Source organism: Lentzea tibetensis, assembly GCF_007845675.1.
In the GTDB taxonomy this organism is placed as follows: Bacteria; Actinomycetota; Actinomycetes; order Mycobacteriales; family Pseudonocardiaceae; genus Lentzea; species Lentzea tibetensis.
Genome location: NZ_VOBR01000001.1, coordinates 319,373 through 335,363 on the forward strand (window position 1 = coordinate 319,373; position 15,991 = coordinate 335,363).

Annotated in this window: 13 protein-coding genes and 1 pseudogene; 5 read left to right on the forward strand and 9 right to left on the reverse strand. The window is 71.8% G+C overall.

The genetic code is table 11. The features are described from left to right. The first annotated feature begins 99 nt into the window (after nt 1–99). The gene (locus FKR81_RS01425) at nt 100–996 is read left to right on the forward strand and encodes an FAD-binding protein (RefSeq protein WP_222598129.1); all 897 of its coding nucleotides are present in this window, start codon (nt 100–102) and stop codon (nt 994–996) included. Between the two features lie 12 nt (nt 997–1,008). Further along, nucleotides 1,009–1,314 carry a D-arabinono-1,4-lactone oxidase gene (locus tag FKR81_RS44265; protein WP_222598130.1) on the forward strand — a complete coding sequence of 102 codons (306 nt, stop codon included), beginning with the start codon at nt 1,009–1,011 and terminating at the stop codon, nt 1,312–1,314. Here the strand turns inward: FKR81_RS44265 and FKR81_RS01430 are convergent. Further along, nucleotides 1,296–2,369 carry a Gfo/Idh/MocA family oxidoreductase gene (locus FKR81_RS01430; RefSeq protein WP_146349028.1) on the reverse strand — a complete coding sequence of 358 codons (1,074 nt, stop codon included), beginning with the start codon at nt 2,367–2,369 and terminating at the stop codon, nt 1,296–1,298. The genes FKR81_RS44265 and FKR81_RS01430 overlap by 19 nt on opposite strands. A gap of 91 nt (nt 2,370–2,460) precedes the next feature. On the opposite strand from FKR81_RS01430, the gene FKR81_RS01435 reads away from it, so the two are divergent. Continuing rightward, a complete protein-coding gene (locus tag FKR81_RS01435; RefSeq protein ID WP_146349029.1) occupies nt 2,461–3,273 on the forward strand; it encodes a class I SAM-dependent methyltransferase in 813 nt (270 codons plus the stop codon). Here the strand turns inward: FKR81_RS01435 and FKR81_RS01440 are convergent. From FKR81_RS01440 to FKR81_RS01450, 3 genes and pseudogenes are all read right to left on the reverse strand, one after another. Continuing rightward, a pseudogene (locus FKR81_RS01440) lies at nt 3,270–4,090 on the reverse strand (aldo/keto reductase). The gene FKR81_RS01435 and the pseudogene FKR81_RS01440 sit on opposite strands and share 4 nt — an antisense overlap. 140 nt (nt 4,091–4,230) lie before the next feature. Continuing rightward, on the reverse strand, nt 4,231–4,971 hold the full coding sequence (locus FKR81_RS01445; protein ID WP_146349030.1) for a hypothetical protein: 741 nt from the start codon (nt 4,969–4,971) through the stop codon (nt 4,231–4,233). A 29-nt stretch (nt 4,972–5,000) separates the two neighbouring features. Further along, the gene (locus FKR81_RS01450) at nt 5,001–5,720 is read right to left on the reverse strand and encodes a methyltransferase domain-containing protein (protein WP_146349031.1); all 720 of its coding nucleotides are present in this window, start codon (nt 5,718–5,720) and stop codon (nt 5,001–5,003) included. Nucleotides 5,721–5,832: 112 nt separating this feature from the next. Between FKR81_RS01450 and FKR81_RS01455 the strand changes: the two genes are divergently transcribed. Next, nucleotides 5,833–7,320: an amidohydrolase family protein gene (locus FKR81_RS01455; RefSeq protein ID WP_146349032.1), complete on the forward strand. Its 1,488-nt coding sequence runs from the start codon at nt 5,833–5,835 to the stop codon at nt 7,318–7,320. A 72-nt stretch (nt 7,321–7,392) separates the two neighbouring features. Here FKR81_RS01455 and FKR81_RS01460 read toward each other — a convergent pair whose 3' ends face one another. Together FKR81_RS01460 and FKR81_RS01465 are read right to left on the reverse strand one after the other, a co-directional pair. Beyond that, nucleotides 7,393–7,665, reverse strand: a complete 273-nt coding sequence (locus FKR81_RS01460; protein WP_146349033.1) for a YggT family protein — start codon at nt 7,663–7,665, stop codon at nt 7,393–7,395. A gap of 17 nt (nt 7,666–7,682) precedes the next feature. Continuing rightward, nucleotides 7,683–8,300, reverse strand: coding sequence for a serine/threonine protein phosphatase (locus tag FKR81_RS01465; RefSeq protein ID WP_146349034.1), 618 nt, complete (start codon nt 8,298–8,300; stop codon nt 7,683–7,685). A 73-nt stretch (nt 8,301–8,373) separates the two neighbouring features. Here FKR81_RS01465 and FKR81_RS01470 point away from each other — a divergent pair, with 73 nt between their 5' ends. Beyond that, nucleotides 8,374–9,108, forward strand: a complete 735-nt coding sequence (locus FKR81_RS01470) for a nucleotidyltransferase domain-containing protein (protein ID WP_146349035.1) — start codon at nt 8,374–8,376, stop codon at nt 9,106–9,108. Here FKR81_RS01470 and FKR81_RS01475 read toward each other — a convergent pair. The 3 genes from FKR81_RS01475 to FKR81_RS01485 all read right to left on the reverse strand — a co-directional run bounded on the left by FKR81_RS01475 (nt 9,100) and on the right by FKR81_RS01485 (nt 15,918). Beyond that, the gene (locus FKR81_RS01475) at nt 9,100–11,373 is read right to left on the reverse strand and encodes a BTAD domain-containing putative transcriptional regulator (protein ID WP_146349036.1); all 2,274 of its coding nucleotides are present in this window, start codon (nt 11,371–11,373) and stop codon (nt 9,100–9,102) included. The two genes, FKR81_RS01470 and FKR81_RS01475, sit on opposite strands and share 9 nt — an antisense overlap. 91 nt (nt 11,374–11,464) lie before the next feature. After that, complete coding sequence (locus FKR81_RS01480) at nt 11,465–13,816, reverse strand: ATP-binding protein (protein WP_146349037.1); 2,352 nt, start codon at nt 13,814–13,816, stop codon at nt 11,465–11,467. Then, entirely contained in the window at nt 13,813–15,918 is a 2,106-nt protein-coding gene (locus tag FKR81_RS01485; protein WP_186762688.1) for an ATP-binding protein, read from the reverse strand. Before FKR81_RS01485 ends, FKR81_RS01480 begins: the two co-directional genes overlap by 4 nt. Between the last annotated feature and the right edge of the window lie 73 nt (nt 15,919–15,991).

Genomic DNA, 15,991 nt, shown 5'->3' on the forward strand with positions numbered 1-15,991 from the left:
CGCACTCGACCTGAGCACGTTCGCCCGCACACTCGGCGTGAGCCCGTCCGGTGGCAGACAGCCGGCCGCCTGGCAGGCGCACCGCGCGCTCCCCCGCCCATGAAGGCGAACTGGGCGGGCAACGTGGAATATTCGGCAGCTCGGTACTCGTCGCCCTCGTCCCTGGCGGAGCTGCAGTCGGTCGTCGCGTCGTCGGATCACGTGCACGCGGTCGGCGCAGGCCACTCGTTCAGCCGGATCGCCGACACCACGGGCACGTTGATCTCACTGGACCGCATGCCCCGTGTGTTCTCGGTGGGGTCGACGGTGCGGGTGGACGCGGGCATGAGGCTGGCGAAGCTGGCCGCCCTGCTCGACGCCTCGGATCTGGCGCTGCACAGCATGCCGTCGCTGCCGCACATCACCGTGGCGGGCGCGGTGACGACGGCGACCCACGGCTCGGGCGACACCTGCGGTTCGCTGGCGAGCGCGGTCCGTTCGCTGGAGCTCGTGACGGCGACGGGCGACGTGGTGACGGTGTCCGGTGCGGACCTCGCGGGCACCGTGGTGTCGCTGGGCGGCCTGGGCGTGATCGTGAGCGTGTCCTTGGAGGTGCTGCCTGCTTTCCAGGTGTCGCAACAGGTGTGGGAAGGCGTGCCGTGGGAGACCCTGGTGTCCGACCTGGACGCCGTCTTCGCCAGCGCCTACAGCGTCAGCGCTTTCGTGTCCTGGCCGGACTCCGTCTCCGTGTGGGCGAAGAGCCGGGTCGGTGCTCCGCCTGCCGACCTGTCGTGGACGGGCGGCAGGCCCGCTCCCGGTCCACGCCACCCGGTGCCGACCCAGTCGGCCGAGCACTGCACCCAGCAGGGCGGCGTGCCGGGTCCGTGGCACGAGCGCCTGCCGCACTTCCGCGCCGAGTTCACGCCGAGCGTGGGCGCCGAACTCCAGACCGAGTACTTCGTGCCCCGCTCCCGCGCGGCAGCGGCTTTGACCGCTCTGTCGGCGTTGTCGCCGTAGTTCGCACCGCTGGTGCAGGCCTGCGAAGTCCGCACGGTAGCCGCGGACTCGTACTGGCTGAGCCCCTCTTTCGACACCGACAGCCTGGCCGTCCACTTCACCTGGACCGCGGACACGGCAGCCGTGCGAGCGGTGCTCCCGGAGGTCGAGGCCGCCCTGTCCCCGCGCCCGCACTGGGCGAAGCTGTCCGAGATCCCGCCCGCCACCTTGGCCGAGCGCTATCCGGCCTGGTCTCGGTTCGCTGACCTCCTGTCGGCCTACGACCCCGAGGGGAAGTTCCGCAATGCCGCTCTGACCCACTACTTCCCGCTCGGCTGACCGGCTGCCCAAGGTCCGGCCTCGGTGGTCACCGGCCGCCCGCTCCGCCACGACTCCGCGATCGCCAACGACAGGAGGTGGTCCTGACACGCCTCAGCCAACGGATAGAGCGGCGGCCCGCCGTCCACCCACGCGGCCATGAGGTCGAGACACCGCGCGATGGCGATCTCCTCGTCCGACAGCCGCGCCGGGAAGTACGGGTTGCGCCACACCACGGCCCCGTCGACCGTCAGGGCGTCCAGCGCGAACCCCTCCAGGTTGCTGCCGATGCCCGTCTGCCGGCGTTCGATCCGGCTGCGCACGGGTGTCCGCGCGTCGGCCATGCGCACGACCTCGTCGTCGACGATCTCGCCGTGCGTGCCGCGCAGCACGTGCCGGTGCGAGCGGAGCGGGTGCCACCACTGGCCGTCGGTGAAGTCGTACGAGCCGACCCGGTCGCCGAACGAGAGCGTCGCGACGGTGCGGTGCGCGGTGACCAGTTCGGGCTCGGGCCAGCCTGAGCGGTCCGGGCCGCGCAGCAGGGACTCGGTGAAGCGCTGCGCGACGACGGTCGCCGGCGTGAAGCCGACGTCCAGCCAGGAGCGCAGCAGCGCGACCGCGTGGTAGTCGTGCGTCGACGACACGGAAGCGCTGGTCGCGGTGCCGATCAGCCGCGCCAGGTCCCGGCGCACCGAGTGCAGTGGTTGCAGCGGGTACTGCTCGGCGACCTGCACCAACCCGGACGCGCCGACCGAGTCCCACAGGGCGAACAGGCCGGGCACGTCCGCGGCGGGCGGCGTCTCGGACAGCACCGGCATGCCGTGCGCGACCAGTTCCTCGATGACACCGGGGTTGGCGTCGCGCGGCACGGACGTCACCACGAACGCCGGTGCGGCGGCGACCAGCTCGGCCGCGGTCCGGTAGGTCGGCACGCCCCACCGCGCGGTGATCTCGTCGCCCCGCGCGGCGTCGCGCGTGACCACGCCGACCACCCGGAAGCGGTCGGGCAGCACGCGGGCCAGCTCCAGGTAGAAGTCCGCGCGCCAGCCTCGTCCGATGATGCCGAAGTCGGTCATGGGCACATTGTGTCGCGGAGCACAGGCGCCATCAGCGAGCGACAGCGCTACAGTGTTCAGAAGTTTGTGAAACTTCCGATGGGGGAGCGCAGTGGAGAAGGTTCATTTCACCGAGGAGAAAGCGACCATGCTGGCCACGCTGTACGGCCGCGCGCTGGACAACCGGTCGCCCGACCCGGTGCTCGGCGACCAGGCGGCGGACGACGCGGTCCGGCGGATCGACTACGACTTCGGCAAGCTCGGGGTGGATCAGAACCTCGCGATGGCCGTGGTGCTCCGGGCCAAGCCGATGGACGCGTGGGCCGCCGAGTTCCTGCGCGCCAACCCGGACGCGGTCGTCGTGCACATGGGCTGCGGCATGGACAGCCGGGTGTTCCGGCTCGACCCGCCCGCGACCGTCACGTGGTTCGACGTCGACTACCCCGAGGTGGTCGAGCTGCGCAGGAAGATCTACCCGTCACGCGAGAGCTACCACCAGATCGGCACGTCGGTCACGGACTTCGCCTGGATCGACCAGGTGCCGTCCGACCGGCCCGCGCTGATCATCGCCGAGGGCCTGACGATGTACCTCACCGAGGAGGGTGGCGAGGAGCTGTTCCGCAGGCTCATCGCGAAGTTCCCGCGCGGCGAGGTGGTCGTCGACCTGTACAGCAAGCTCGGCATCAAGCTGCAGAAGATGAACCCCGTGGTGCGCAAGGCGAACGCCACCCTGCACTGGGGCGTCGACGACCCGCGCGACCTCGAGAAGCTCGGGCTCACGGTCGTTCGCGCACTGGACGTCGGCACCGCCTACCCGGACTCGGAGCTGGACCGGGTGTCCACGGGCACCCGCATCCAGATCCGCATCGCCAGGCTCATCCCCGCGCTCCGCAGGATGGGCCACATCGTCCGCTACAAGTTCTAGCCCGCCGCTCGCTCGGCCACCGGCCTGCGCCTGCGCGCCGGGTCGACCAGCGCCTGCGGCCGCCACACACCGTCCGCCCGGTACACGTTGGTGCCGGGCGCGACGATCTCGTCGATCCGGTCCAGCGTCGCGTCGTCGAGCACCAGGTCGGCGCCCTTGAGCGTCGCCTCCAGCTGTTCCATCGTGCGCGGCCCGATGATCACGGACGTCACCGCCGGATGCGCTGCGGCGAAAGCGATCGCGAGCTCGGGCAACGTCCGGCCGATGCCGTCGGCGACCTCGACGAGCTGCTCGACGGCATCGAGCTTGGCCGCCGTTTCGGCCAGCGCCGGGTCGAACCGCGCGGGCCGCAGCGCCGCGCGCCCGGCCGTCAGGTCGATGTCCTGGCCCTTGCGGTACCGGCCGGTGAGGAACCCGAACGCCAGCGGACTCCACACGAGCACACCCATGCCCAGCCGTTCGCACGTCGGCAACAGCTCGGCCTCGATCCCGCGCGCCAGCAACGAGTACGGCGGCTGCTCGGTCCGGAACCGCTGCAGGTTGCGCCGCTCCGCGACGTGATACGCCTCGACGACGTCCGACGCGGGGAAGCTGGAACACCCGAACGCGCGGATCTTGCCCTGCGTCACCAGGTCGGTGAGCACGCCGAGCGTCTCGGCGATGTCCGTCGTGTGATCCGGGCGGTGGACCTGGTAGAGGTCGATCCAGTCGGTGCGCAGCCTGCGCAGGCTCTCCTCGACCTCGCCAGCACCACGTCGTCCCTGCGGCCCTGCAACGCCTTGCCGACGATCTCCTCCGACTCGCCGACCGAGTACATGTCGGCCGTGTCCACGAAGTTGTGCCGTGGTCCAGCGCGGTGTGGATGATGCGCATGCAGTCGTCGTGGTCGGAAATGGAGCGCACTCCAGGTCAAGTGAAAGGGACTGCCCAGTCCCTTTCACCGCCCGCCAATTCTTCTTAGCTACATTTGATCTCCGGGTTGAAGAGCATCAGCGCGACGACCTTTCCGGCCTTCAGGTCGAAGGTCAGCACCCAGCCCTTCTGGTCGGGCACGGGCAGCTCGTAGGCGTCCTCGCCCTTGGACACCAGGTCCGGGTACGCCGCCTTGAGCTGCTCGAGGGTGGAGTCCTTGCCGATGTTCTTGGCCGTCGTGGCACCGGGCGGCGCCACGATCAGCCGGAGCTTGTCCTGCCCGAACACGACGCCACCGTGGGCCTCGCGGGCCTCGGCGCGCTTGACGATCCGGTCGGTGGACGCGGACGCCAGCTCGGCCACCTTGGCGCTGGCCTCGGCGGCTGCCGCGTTGCGCTCCGCGGAGTCGGCGAACTCGGCGGCGCTGGCGTTCGGTCCCGGCACCGGCCCGATCTTGGCCTGAGCCTCGTCCGCGGCCTTCTGCGCGTCCGCGTACTTCTTCTCGACGTCCGCGTCCTCGGCCAGCTCCGCCGGGTCGGGCGCGGGGCCGCTCTGGAACCGGTAGTCCTCGCACGTGCCGGACTTGCCTGCGCCCGTGGCGCCGAGCTCGCCGGTGGCGAGCGCGTCCTGCTTGGACATGCCCGGCTTCAGCTTCCCGAAGCCCGCGACGTCGAAGTGCTTCGCCTGGCCGGCCGACGAGGACGTCGCCGACTCGCCAGGCGTGCAACCGGCAGCGGCCAGCGCCGCGACCATGACAACTACTGCTCTGAATCCCCCAGTGTTCACGCGGACAAGATAACCGACCGCGCGAACGACTATTTGCGAACCTCGATCAGAAACCGTTCCGTGTGTGACACGAATGGCATTGAGGCGTGCATCCGCTCCAACAAGTCCCGGTACTTCTCCACGCTGAAGTCGGGCACGAGCCACACGACCTTGCGCAGGTAGACGATCACCGCGGCGATGTCGAAGAACTCGGCCTTCAACGACTCGGCCCGCACGTCCACCACGGTCAGTCCGGCGGCCTCGGCCGCGGCAACCGCGGTCGAGGGATCACGACCGTTGTCCGGGGTCTGCGGCCCGAGGAAGTACTCGGTCAGCTCACGCCCCGACCCGGTCCCCACCTGCTGCGACAGGTAGGTCCCGCCGGGCGCCAGCACCCGAGCGATCTCCGGCCAGTCGGTCCACGTGGGATGCCTGCTCACCACGAGATCGAACGACTCGTCGGCGAACGGCAGGCCACGCGTCTCGACCACCGCGGCGTGCGGGAGGTTGCGTGCGGCGATGCGCACGTTGGGCCGCCAGTGTTCGGTCGCGACCAGCACCGGAGGAGTGACCGGCACCTCGGCGAGCACCTCGCCGCCGCCGGTGTGCACGTCCAGTGCGGCCCGCGCGGTGGCCATCCGCTCGGAGATCGTCTTCAGGTAGCCCCACGACGGGCGCTCCTCGGTGGCTCTGCCGTCGAACCACGAGAAGCCCCAGCCGTCGACCGGGGCGGACGCGCCCTCCGCCAGCAGGTCCTCGAAAGCGCTCATGACCTCGATCTTCACCGACCACCCGGACGAGCGCATCCGCATTTCCATCGGGCTCCAGTGAGAACCAACTGGGGGCTGCCACGATCGGGGCAGATCGACGAACGGGGACATCGTGGGAACCAGTCGCAGGCAGTTCCTTCAGTGGCTTTCGGTCATCAGCGCCGGTGTGGCGCTCCCGGCCACGGCGAGAGCCGCCGAGCAGGTGACCGTGATCAAGCACGCGACCGTGGTCGACGGCACCGACGGGCCGCCCCAGTGCGACGTCAGCGTGGTGCTCGTCGGTGACCGGATCGTGTACGTGGGCGTGCACGCGGTCGTGCCCGACGGGGCGAAGGTCGTGGACGCGCGGGGCAAGTTCGTGATCCCCGGACTGTGGGACATGCACACGCACTACGCGTACTCCGAGGACATCTTCATCCCGCTGCACATCGCCAACGGCGTCACGGGCATCCGCGAGATGTGGGGCTACCCGGAGGTCTTCGCGGTCCACCGGAAGATCGAGAGCGGCCAGCTGCTCGGGCCGCGCATGGAGATCGCGGGCAGCCTCACCGACGGGCCGAACTCGGTGTGGGCGCCCATGGCGACGGTCGTCAGCAACGAGGCCGAGGCACGCGCGGCGGCACAGCAGGCCAAGATCGACGGCGGCCACTTCATCAAGGCCTACTCGTACCTCGCCGCCGACACGCTCACCGCGCTCATCGACGAAGGCCGCAAGATCGGCCTGCCCACCGCGGGACATCTGCCGTGGCGGCTCCCGGCCGGCCCGACGAGCGACGCGGGCATGCGGTGCTTCGAGCACCTCTACGGCATGCCGATCTCCACCTCGTACCGGCAGGACGACATCCTGCGCAAGCTCACCGAGACGCAGATCGACCCGGCCAATCCGAGGGCGTTCTACAACACCGCCCGTGAACTGGACCGGCAGGCGACGCTCACGCACGACCGCGCGAAAGCCGCGCGCCTGTACGAGAAGTTCGCCCGCAACGGCACCTGGCAGTCGCCGACGCTGACCGTGCTGCGCGTGATGTCCTCGCCCGCGGACACGTTCACCGGCGACCCGCGCCTCAAGTACATCCCGGCCGACCTCAAGGCGTACTGGGCGGACGTCATCAAGGTCTGGGCGCCGAAGACACCCGAGCAGATCGCGCAGCAACGCGACTTCCTCGAGTTCCGGCAGCACATGGTCGCCACGATGGACCGCGCGGGCGTCGGCATCATCGGCGGCACGGACTGCGGCAACCCCTACACGCTGCCCGGTTTCGGCGCGCACGACGAGCTCTCCCTCCTCGTCGACTCGGGCCTGACGCCGAAGCGCGCGCTGCAGACCATGACCCGTGACGTGGCGCGGTTCCTCGGCAAGGAGCACGCGATGGGCACGGTCACCGCGGGCAAGGTGGCCGACCTCGTCGTGCTCGACGCCGACCCGTTGCGCGACATCCGCAATTCCACCAAGGTGCACGCGGTCGTCGCGCGCGGACGGCTGATCACCAAGGAGCAGCGGCAGAAGATCCTCGCGGACGTCGAGGCGGCCGCGAACAAGCCCGCTCCGAAGCTGGCCACACCGGCGTGCGGCTGCCACTCGGGTGTGGCGTCCAGGTGATCGGGAGTCCCAGCCGGGGTGGATGAGGCGTTGAGTGGCGGGACGGCGTTGCGCAGGCGCTGATCGCTCCGATCAGAAGATCGCGACCACGACCGAACGCAGCAGGATCGCGCCGATGAACACGACGGTGAACGCGAGGTCGATGCCGACCGCGCCGAACCGGACCGGCGGCAGCACCCGGCGCACCGGGGACAGCACGGGTTCGGTGATCGCGTACGTCACCCGGCGCGCGCCGTACACGAAGCTGCCGCGCGCGTTCAGCACACCCGCCCAGTCGACGATCATCCTGGCGATCAGCACCAGGATGAACAGCGACAGCGCGCCCGCCAGCAGAAACTCGATCATCGCGTCCTCCCGTGGGGTCAGCCGGCCACGAGAGCCGTGGCGTTGTCCGTTCCGCCCGCGTGCAGCGCGGCGCGCACCAGCCGGGCCGCCGCGTCGCCACCGCCCGCGATCGCCGTCAGCGCGGCGTGCGGGAGCGGGCCGTGCACCCCGTCCGAGGTCAGCACCAGGCGACCGGACCGGACGGTGGTGCGCCCGATGTTGTCCGGCGTGCAGTGGCGGACCGTGTTGGTCACGACGTGCTCCATCCGCGGCGCGGGCACCGCGCCCCGGCTGCGGAAGTACTCCGCGACGGTCTGGTCGGTCGTGAGCAGCGTGAGGGTGTCACCGTCCCAATGGTAGGCGCGCGCGTCGCCGACCCAGGCGACCTCGTAGCCGTCGGCGCGTGGTGTCGCCACGACGAGGACCGTGTCGCCGATGCACGCCGACAGCGCTTCCTGCGCGGCGAGCACACCGGACACCGCGTCGGGGGCGCGGACGGCGGCCGCGACGGCCACCTGGGCGGCCCGCGCCGCGGCGGGGTTGTCACCGATGCCGTCCGCGAGCGCGAACGCGTGGCCGGCCGCGAGAACGGCGTCGGCGTTGTGCAGGCGCATCCCTTCGGACGACGCCGTCCGCACGGTCCGTTGCATCAGCATGTTGACCTCCTACACGTCCATGAGGCCATGCATACCGAAGAAACAACTGGCAGATCCCTGAGAAAATGCCCTGATGTTCACACCGGAGTCACGACTGAGACTGCGCGAAGAGCTGATCGCGACCGCGCGGGCCGACCCCCGGATCACGGCCGCCGCCATCACCGGGTCCGGCGCGCTCGGCCGCGAAGACCGGTGGTCGGACGTCGACCTGGCGCTGGCCGTCGCGGACCACGACGGCGTGGTCCGCGACTGGACCGAGCGCATGTACGCCGAACACGGCGCTGTTCACCACTTGGACGTCCACCGCGGAACAACGCTGTTCCGGGTGTTCCTGCTGGCCAGCACGCTGCAGGTGGACGTGGCGTTCTGGGCGCCCGACGAGTTCGGCGCGATCGCGCCCACGTTCCGGCTGGTGTTCGGCACGGCCAACGAGCTGCCGCACGCGCGGCCGCCGGTGGCGGAGCAGCTGATCGGAACGGCCTGGCTCTACGCGCTGCACGCGCGGTCGAGCATCGAACGCGGCCGGGTGTGGTCGGCCGAGTACATGATCAGCAACATGCGCGACAACGTCGTCTCGCTGGTCTGCCTGCGGCACGGCGTGCCCGCCGCGCAGGGACGCGGGGTGGACGACCTGCCGCCGGGCGTCGCGGCGGCGTTCACCGGGACGCTCGTCCGATCACCGGACACCGGCGAGCTGCGCCGCGCGTTCAGCGCCGCCACCGACCTCCTGGTCGCCGAGGTGGAGCACGCCGACCAGGAGCTCGCCCGCCGTCTCGTCCCGGCGCTCGACCGACTCCGCTCACCCTGACCGGTCCCGCACCGCCCTCGGCGGTTCTGCCGGAGGGCCGTCCCAGATGTTGTTGCGCTGCAAGGGTTCTACCTCTGTGATGAGTTCCATGAGGCGACCATAGGTCGGTGGTGCCGCACCGCGTTCCACTCCCGGCCCATTGGCCGGTAATTGCCATTTGAGATGCCGCAACGACCTGGGCAGCTGCGAGCGCGCGACATCGCGGACCAGCACGTGCCGGAACTCGTAGCCCGCGGTGGCGGTGCGGCGCAGGAAGTCCTCGCGCGCCAAACGTTCCAGCGACTCGGCGACCACCGCGGGGTCGCGTTTGGCCAGCGCCGCGAGCGCGTCCGGCCGCACCGGGTCACCGAGCAGCGCAGCCTCCTGGAGCACCGACTTGTCCGTGGCTGGCAACGCGTCGAGCCGCGACGCGATCACGTTGTGCACCGATCGGGGCGGGCGCAGCGGCGACGTCGCTCCCGCCCGCAGCACGGACGCGTACTCGGCCGCGAACAACGGGTTCCCGCCCACGTGGGCCAGCAGGTCCGGCGCCAGCCCGGCCGGGATCTCCCCGCCCAGCAACGACCTCAGCAGCACCGTCGTCGCGTCGTCGGACAACGGCCCGAGCGTCATCGTGGTCGCGTCGCGCTTCCCGCCGCCCCACATCGGCCTGCGCCGCACCAGCTCGGGACGCGCGGTCACGACGATCAGCAACGGCACCGCGCCGGCCCGCTCCGGCAACCCGTCCAGCCGGTCGAGCACCCGTTCCTCTGCCCGATGCACGTCTTCGACGACCAGCACGGACGGCGCACCGACGTCGTCGGGAAGTCCGAAGTGGACGGCGACGGAGCCTGGCCGGTGCTCCAGCAGCCCGGCGAACCTGCGCACCAGCCTGCTCTTGCCGATGCCCGCCTCGCCCAGCACGGTGACCAGGTGCGGCCGCCGGGTGCCGCGAACCTGTTCCAGCAGGCCGACGAGCACACCCAGCTCGCAGTCGCGTTCCACGAACGGCCCCTCGACGCGTTCCCGTTCCGTGCGCACCACGAGCGCGTCGCCGTCCTGGCTGTAGCCGACGGCGAACTCGGTGGCCTGCCTGGTCTCCTGGCACACCCGGACCCGCCGCGACGGCACGCGGGACGCCAGGCTGAGCGACCGGTCCAGCACGGCGCCCGTCACGGACGGCGGCGTGCGCGGGGCGTCCGGCCACCACCGCACCAGCGCCTCACCGGACGTCACGGCGCCGCGCACCGCGATGCCGTCCGGTGCCGCGTCGCGGATCGCGAGCGCCGCGGCCACGCCGCGCACCGCGTCGTCCTCACGGGTGTGCGGCGCGCCGAAGACGGCTACCAGCATCGGCCCGACCGTCACGGTCACCGTGCCGCCCGCCCGTTCGACCTCGTTCCACACGACCTCGGAAGCCTTGCGCACCACCGAGTCGATGTGCTCGGGGTCGTCGTCGCCGCACCGCTCGGGCTGCGCGATCACGGTGAGCACGGTGACCTGCTTGCGCTCCACGCACGGCTCGTCGGCGAAGTCGCGCGACGGCGCGGCTGGCGGCATCAGCGCGGGGTCCTGCGCGAGGATCGCGCGTTCCAGCTCGCGCAGCTCACGGCCAGGATCGAGGCCGTAGTTCTCCACCAGCGCCGAACGCGTGCGCAGGTAGGAATTGAGCGCGTCGGCCTGCCTGCCGCACCGGTACAGCGCGAGCATCAGCTGACCGCACAACCGTTCCCGCGCGGGCTCTGCGGCGGCCAGCGACTCCAGCTCGTCGACGACGGCGTGGTGCCTGCCTAGCGCGAGCTCGGCCTCCACGCAGTCCTCGAACGCGCTGAGCCGCGCGTTCTCCGCGGCCACGATCTCCGGCCAGCGCAGCCCCAGGTCGCCCAGCACGGGGCCGCGCCACAACGCGAGCGCGTCGCGCAGCACCTGCGCCGCCGTGTCCCACGCGCCGTCCGCGAGCTCGGCGCGGCCGAGCTCGGTGAGCCGGTGGAACTCCGCCAGGTCGAGGCTGCCGGGCTCGACGCGCAGCAGGTAGCCGGGTGGCCGAGTCTCCAGCGTCACGCCGCGCAACGCTCTGCGCAGCCCGGACACGGCGTTCTGCAGCATCTTCCGCGCGGTCAGCGGTGACTCTTCACCCCACAGCGCGTCGACCAGCTGGTCGACCGACACCACGCGGCCCGCGTTGAGCAGCAGGTGACCGAGCACGGCCCGCTGCTGGAAGCCGACGAGCGGCACCGGCCTGCCGTCCTCGACGACCTCGAGATGCCCCAGCACGAAGAAGCGCATCAGCCCCCACCCGCGGTCGAACCGGCGAATGGTGTCAGCAAACCGGGTCGCGGCGGGCCCGGACCATCGGGAGAACGTGCGGCGTGACAGCTCAACCGTGCCGTCGCAGGTACCAGCGGACGATCTGTCCCCTGGACTCCAGCGCCAGCTTGGTCCTGATCCGCGTGACGTGGGTGCCGACCGTGCGCACGGACGCGGGCAGCCTGCGGGCGATCTGCGCGCTGGTGTTGCCCTCGGCCAGCAGCGTCACCACCCGGTACTCCTCCTCGGTCAGCACGCCCCGCCCCTCGTCGGCCGCCTCGCCGTGCAGGCACAGCAGCAGCTCGGCGTCGGACATCGCAGCCGCGCGGCGGCGGGCGTCGGCGATCAAGTGCGGCGGCAGCGCGGACTCGGTGTCGGCGCGCAGCCGCCCCACCAGCTCGTGCCACACCCGCGTCACCCGCGGCGCGCGGTCACCCCGGTGCCGCGACGCCGCCGCCAGCAGCGTCACCGCGCGGTCCGGGTCACCGCAGTGCCACGCCATCACCGCGAACCCCTCCAGCAGGTACGGCCACAGGTAGCGCTGGTGGCGGCTGGCCAGGCTCAGGTCAGCGGGCAGCGCGGCGCTCAGGTCGCGCCACGCCGCGTCGTTTTCACCGGCCATGAAGTGCACGGCGGCGGACGTCTGCAGGGCGATCGCCAGCTCCTCGTCGGTGGCCAGCGCGCGGAACACGGGCATGCCGCTGTCGACCAGCTCCCGTGCCCGCGCGACGCCGTCGGGCAGCAGCGACCACGCCAGGAACTGACGGCAGATCGCCACCTCCAGCGGGCGCCCCCACAGCAGCGTCACCTCGATGGCGCGCTCGTAGTAGTGCTCGGACAACGCGTGGTGCCCCAGCTCGTCGAGCACCGCGGCCAGCGTGCGGAGCGACCGCGCCAGAATCCCGTGCTGGCCCGCCGCGCGCGCCCGTGCGACCGCACCGGTCGCGACCGGCAGCGCGGGCCCGTGGTCGCCGCGCTGGTTGAGCAGTGCGGCCAGCAGCGCCAGCGCCGCCGGGTGGTGCGCCGAGTCCGGCACGTCCGCGAGCAGCCTGCGCAGCAACCGCAACGCGGCCTCCCGCCTGCCGCGCAACCGCCACGCGCGGGCCAGCGCGATGGTCAGCAGCACGCGGTCCGCCTGCCGGTCGCCGCGCCGCTCGAGGTGCGCGACGGCCACCTCCAGGTTGTCGCGGTGCGCGTCCAGCAGGTCGGTCAGCTCACCACCGGGCATGACCTCGTGCGCCACCGGCGCGGTCAGCCGCACCGCCCAGTCCACGCCGCGCCGTTCCGCCTCGACGAGCTCGGCCGAGGTGAGCCGCTCCCCCGCGTACCAGCGCACCGGGTGCAGCAGCCGGAACCAGCCGTCCGCGGGCAGCCGCTGCACGAGTGACTTCGCAGCGAGCGCGCGCACCAGCACCGGCACCTCGCCGTGGTCGACGAAGTCCCCCGCGCACACCGCGGACGCGAGCCCGAGGTCGAACGCGCCGGGGCAGATCGCGAGGCGCCGCAACACCGCCCGCTCCGCCGGGGACAGCAGCCGGTAGCTCCACTCGATCGTCGCGCGCAGGCTGAGGTGCCTGCTCGGCACGCCGCGCATGTCCTGGGTCAGCAGCCGGTGCCCGAGCAGCGTCAGTATCTCGTGCACGGACAACGCGTGCGCCTGCCGCGCGGCGAGCTCGATCGCCAGTGGGATGCCGTCGAGCCGGTGGCAGATCCGCGCCGCGGCGAGCAGGTCGTCCTCGGCCGCCGTGAACCCCGGCGCCACCTCCCTGGCGCGGACGAGGAAGAGGCGCACGGCGTCCAGCGCGAGCAGCCGTTCCCTCGTGACCGGTGCGTCCGGGACGGGCAGCGGTTCCAGCCGCAGCACGCGTTCGCCGTCGAGCCGCAGCTCCTCCCTGCTGGTCGCGACCACGCGCAGCTTCGGGCAGTGCCGCAGCAACGTGCCGACCAGGTCGGCGCAGCCGGGCAGCAGGTGCTCGCAGTTGTCCACCAGCAGCACGACCGCACCGGCCGCGCGCACCCGTTCCACCACTTCGTCCACTGTGGACACACCGGAGGTCTCGGTCAGCGCCAGCGCGGTCGCGAACACCTCGGCGAGCCGGTCGCCGTCGCGGACTCCGCCGAGCTCGACGAGCCGCACGTTGCGCGCGGCGCCGCGGAACAGCACCTCGCCGGTGAGCCTGGTCTTGCCCACGCCCGCGGGCCCGGTGACGGTGACCAGCCGGTGCGCGCGCACCACCGCGCGCAGGTCCTTGGCCTCGTCCTGTCTGCCGACGAACGCGTCCAGCGGCTCCCACGCCGGCCTCGGCGGCGGCGCGGCCCTGGCGCGTGCGCGTTCCCGGTAGGCGCGCTGGCGGCAGGCCTGCGAGCAGTAGGACGCGCGAGCGCTACCGGTGTCGTCGCCGCAGCACCGGCACGCCGTCATCCGTGCTCCACCAGGTACCACTGCTGAAGGCCGCTGCGGTCGTGGATGCCGAGCTTCTCCTTGACCCGCTCCAGGTGACAGCTCACCGTCCGCGACGCCATGCCGAGCCTGCGGGCGATCTCCTGGTTGCCGTCGCCGTCGGCGAGGTGGCGAACCACCTCCAGCTCGCGCGTGGTCAGCGTGGCGCTCTCCGGTTCGGCCACCAGGAACGCGCGCAACGCGTCCTCGCTCATCGCGCGCCCGCGCCGTTCAGCCGCTTGGAGGTCCTTCGCGGACACGGCGGCACGCGCGTCGTCCGCCGCGGCCTCGATCTGCCTGCACCAGCCGGACGAGGCGACCCGCTGCATCCGGGTCCGGTACGCGGTGGCCGCCGCGAAGTGCACCAGCGCGAGTACCGGCTGCCCGTCGTGCACCGCGAGCACCCCGAGGCCTTCCGTCACGTGCGGCAGGCTGTTGGTGTTGCTCGGCGCGATCCGCAGCGTCTCCAGCAGCAACTCGCGCGCGTCGGCGTACCGGCCGAGCGCCAGGTCGACGGCGGACGCGGTGTGCAGGATGTGCACGAGGTCCGGGCCCGCGAGGTGGTGGCGGTACACCGGCAGGCACCGCGCCAGCAGTTCGGCGGCCCGGTCGTGCTCGCCCGCCGAGACGAGCATCCACGCGTGGTTGTGCTGCAGCAGCGCGGCGGCCATCGGTTGCTCCGGCGGCGCGATCGCGACGGCGTGCCGGTAGACGGCCTCGGCGGTCGCGTACCGGTCGGAGCGGCCGAGCACGCAGCCCACCGAGTTCAGCGACCGCATCTCCAGCGACACCTGCCCGTTCGCCCGCGCGCACCGCACCGCCTCGGCGGCCGCACCGGTGGCCTCGGCGGCGTTGCCCAGGGAGTCCTGTCCCCACGCGACCGACTGCAGCGCGACCGCGCGGTTCGGCGAGGCGGGCACGTCCGCCAGCACCTGCTCCAGCATGCGCAGCGCCGCGGTGACCCTGCCGGAGAACTGCCAGCCGCGCGCCAGCGCGGTGGTGAGCAGCACCCGGTCGTCCGGCCGTTCACCGGACTCCGTCATCCGGCGCACCGCGGCGAGGAGGTTGTCGCGCTCGGCGTCGACCTCGAGCGTGAAGCTCTGCGGCACGTACACGTCGTCGCGCAGCGGCAGGGTGAGCGCGGTGAGCCAGTCGAGCGTGCGCGTCCACGCCGCGGGTTCGCCACCGGTGCGCCGCAGCTGCTCGGCGGCGAACACCCTGATGGACTCGGGCATGCGGAACCGGATCGAGCCCTCCGGCGCGGCCGTGCGTTCGATCAGCGACTTGGCCGCCAGCCTCAGCAACGTCGGCAGCACGTCGCCGACTGGGCAAATCGCGCCCGCCGCGTCGAGCGTGAACCCGTTGACCAGCAACGAGACCTCGCGCAGCAGCGCCTTCTCCGGCGGGGACAGCAGCCGGTAGCTCCACTCGATCGTCGCGCGCAGGTCGTGGTGCAGCATGTCGGCGAGCCCGTCCGCGACCTCGCGCACGCACGTCGCGCGCGCCCGCCGTGCCGCCAGCTCGACGGCGAGCGGCAGGCCCTCGACGTTGTCGCAGATCCTGCTGATGGCCGCGCGGTCCTGCTCGGTGAGCGCGCCGTCGATGCCCGCGCGGTCGGTGAACAGCTTCGCCGCCACGTCGGCGGGCAGCGGGCCGAGCCGCAGCACCACCTCGCCCGGCAGCGACAACGGCTCGCGGCTGGTGACGACCACGCGCAGCCCGCGGCAGTGCCGCAGCAACCGCTCGACGAGCGCGCCGCATTCCTCGACGACGTGCTCGCAGTTGTCCAGCACCAGCACGAACGACTGCGTCTCGGCTCGCGCGACGATTGCGGAAAGCGGGCACTCACCGGGCTTCTCCCGCACGCCGAGCGCCGCCGCGACGAAGTCGAGCAATGCGTTCTCGTCCGTCAGCGCGGCCAGCTCGACAATGCGGAAGTCCTTTGTGGAACGCCTCGCGAGTTCGCGCACGAGCCGCGTCTTGCCGATCCCGCCGGGCCCGACCAGCGAGGTCAGCCGGTTCGCCCGCAGTGCGGTGCGAAGTGACGACAACTCGTGTTCACGGCCGACGAACGCATTCGCCACGACGCGTCCGGAGTTCGCAAACAATGCCGACCTCCATCACCTGCCGGATCACCAGATCGTAGGCATCTCTACA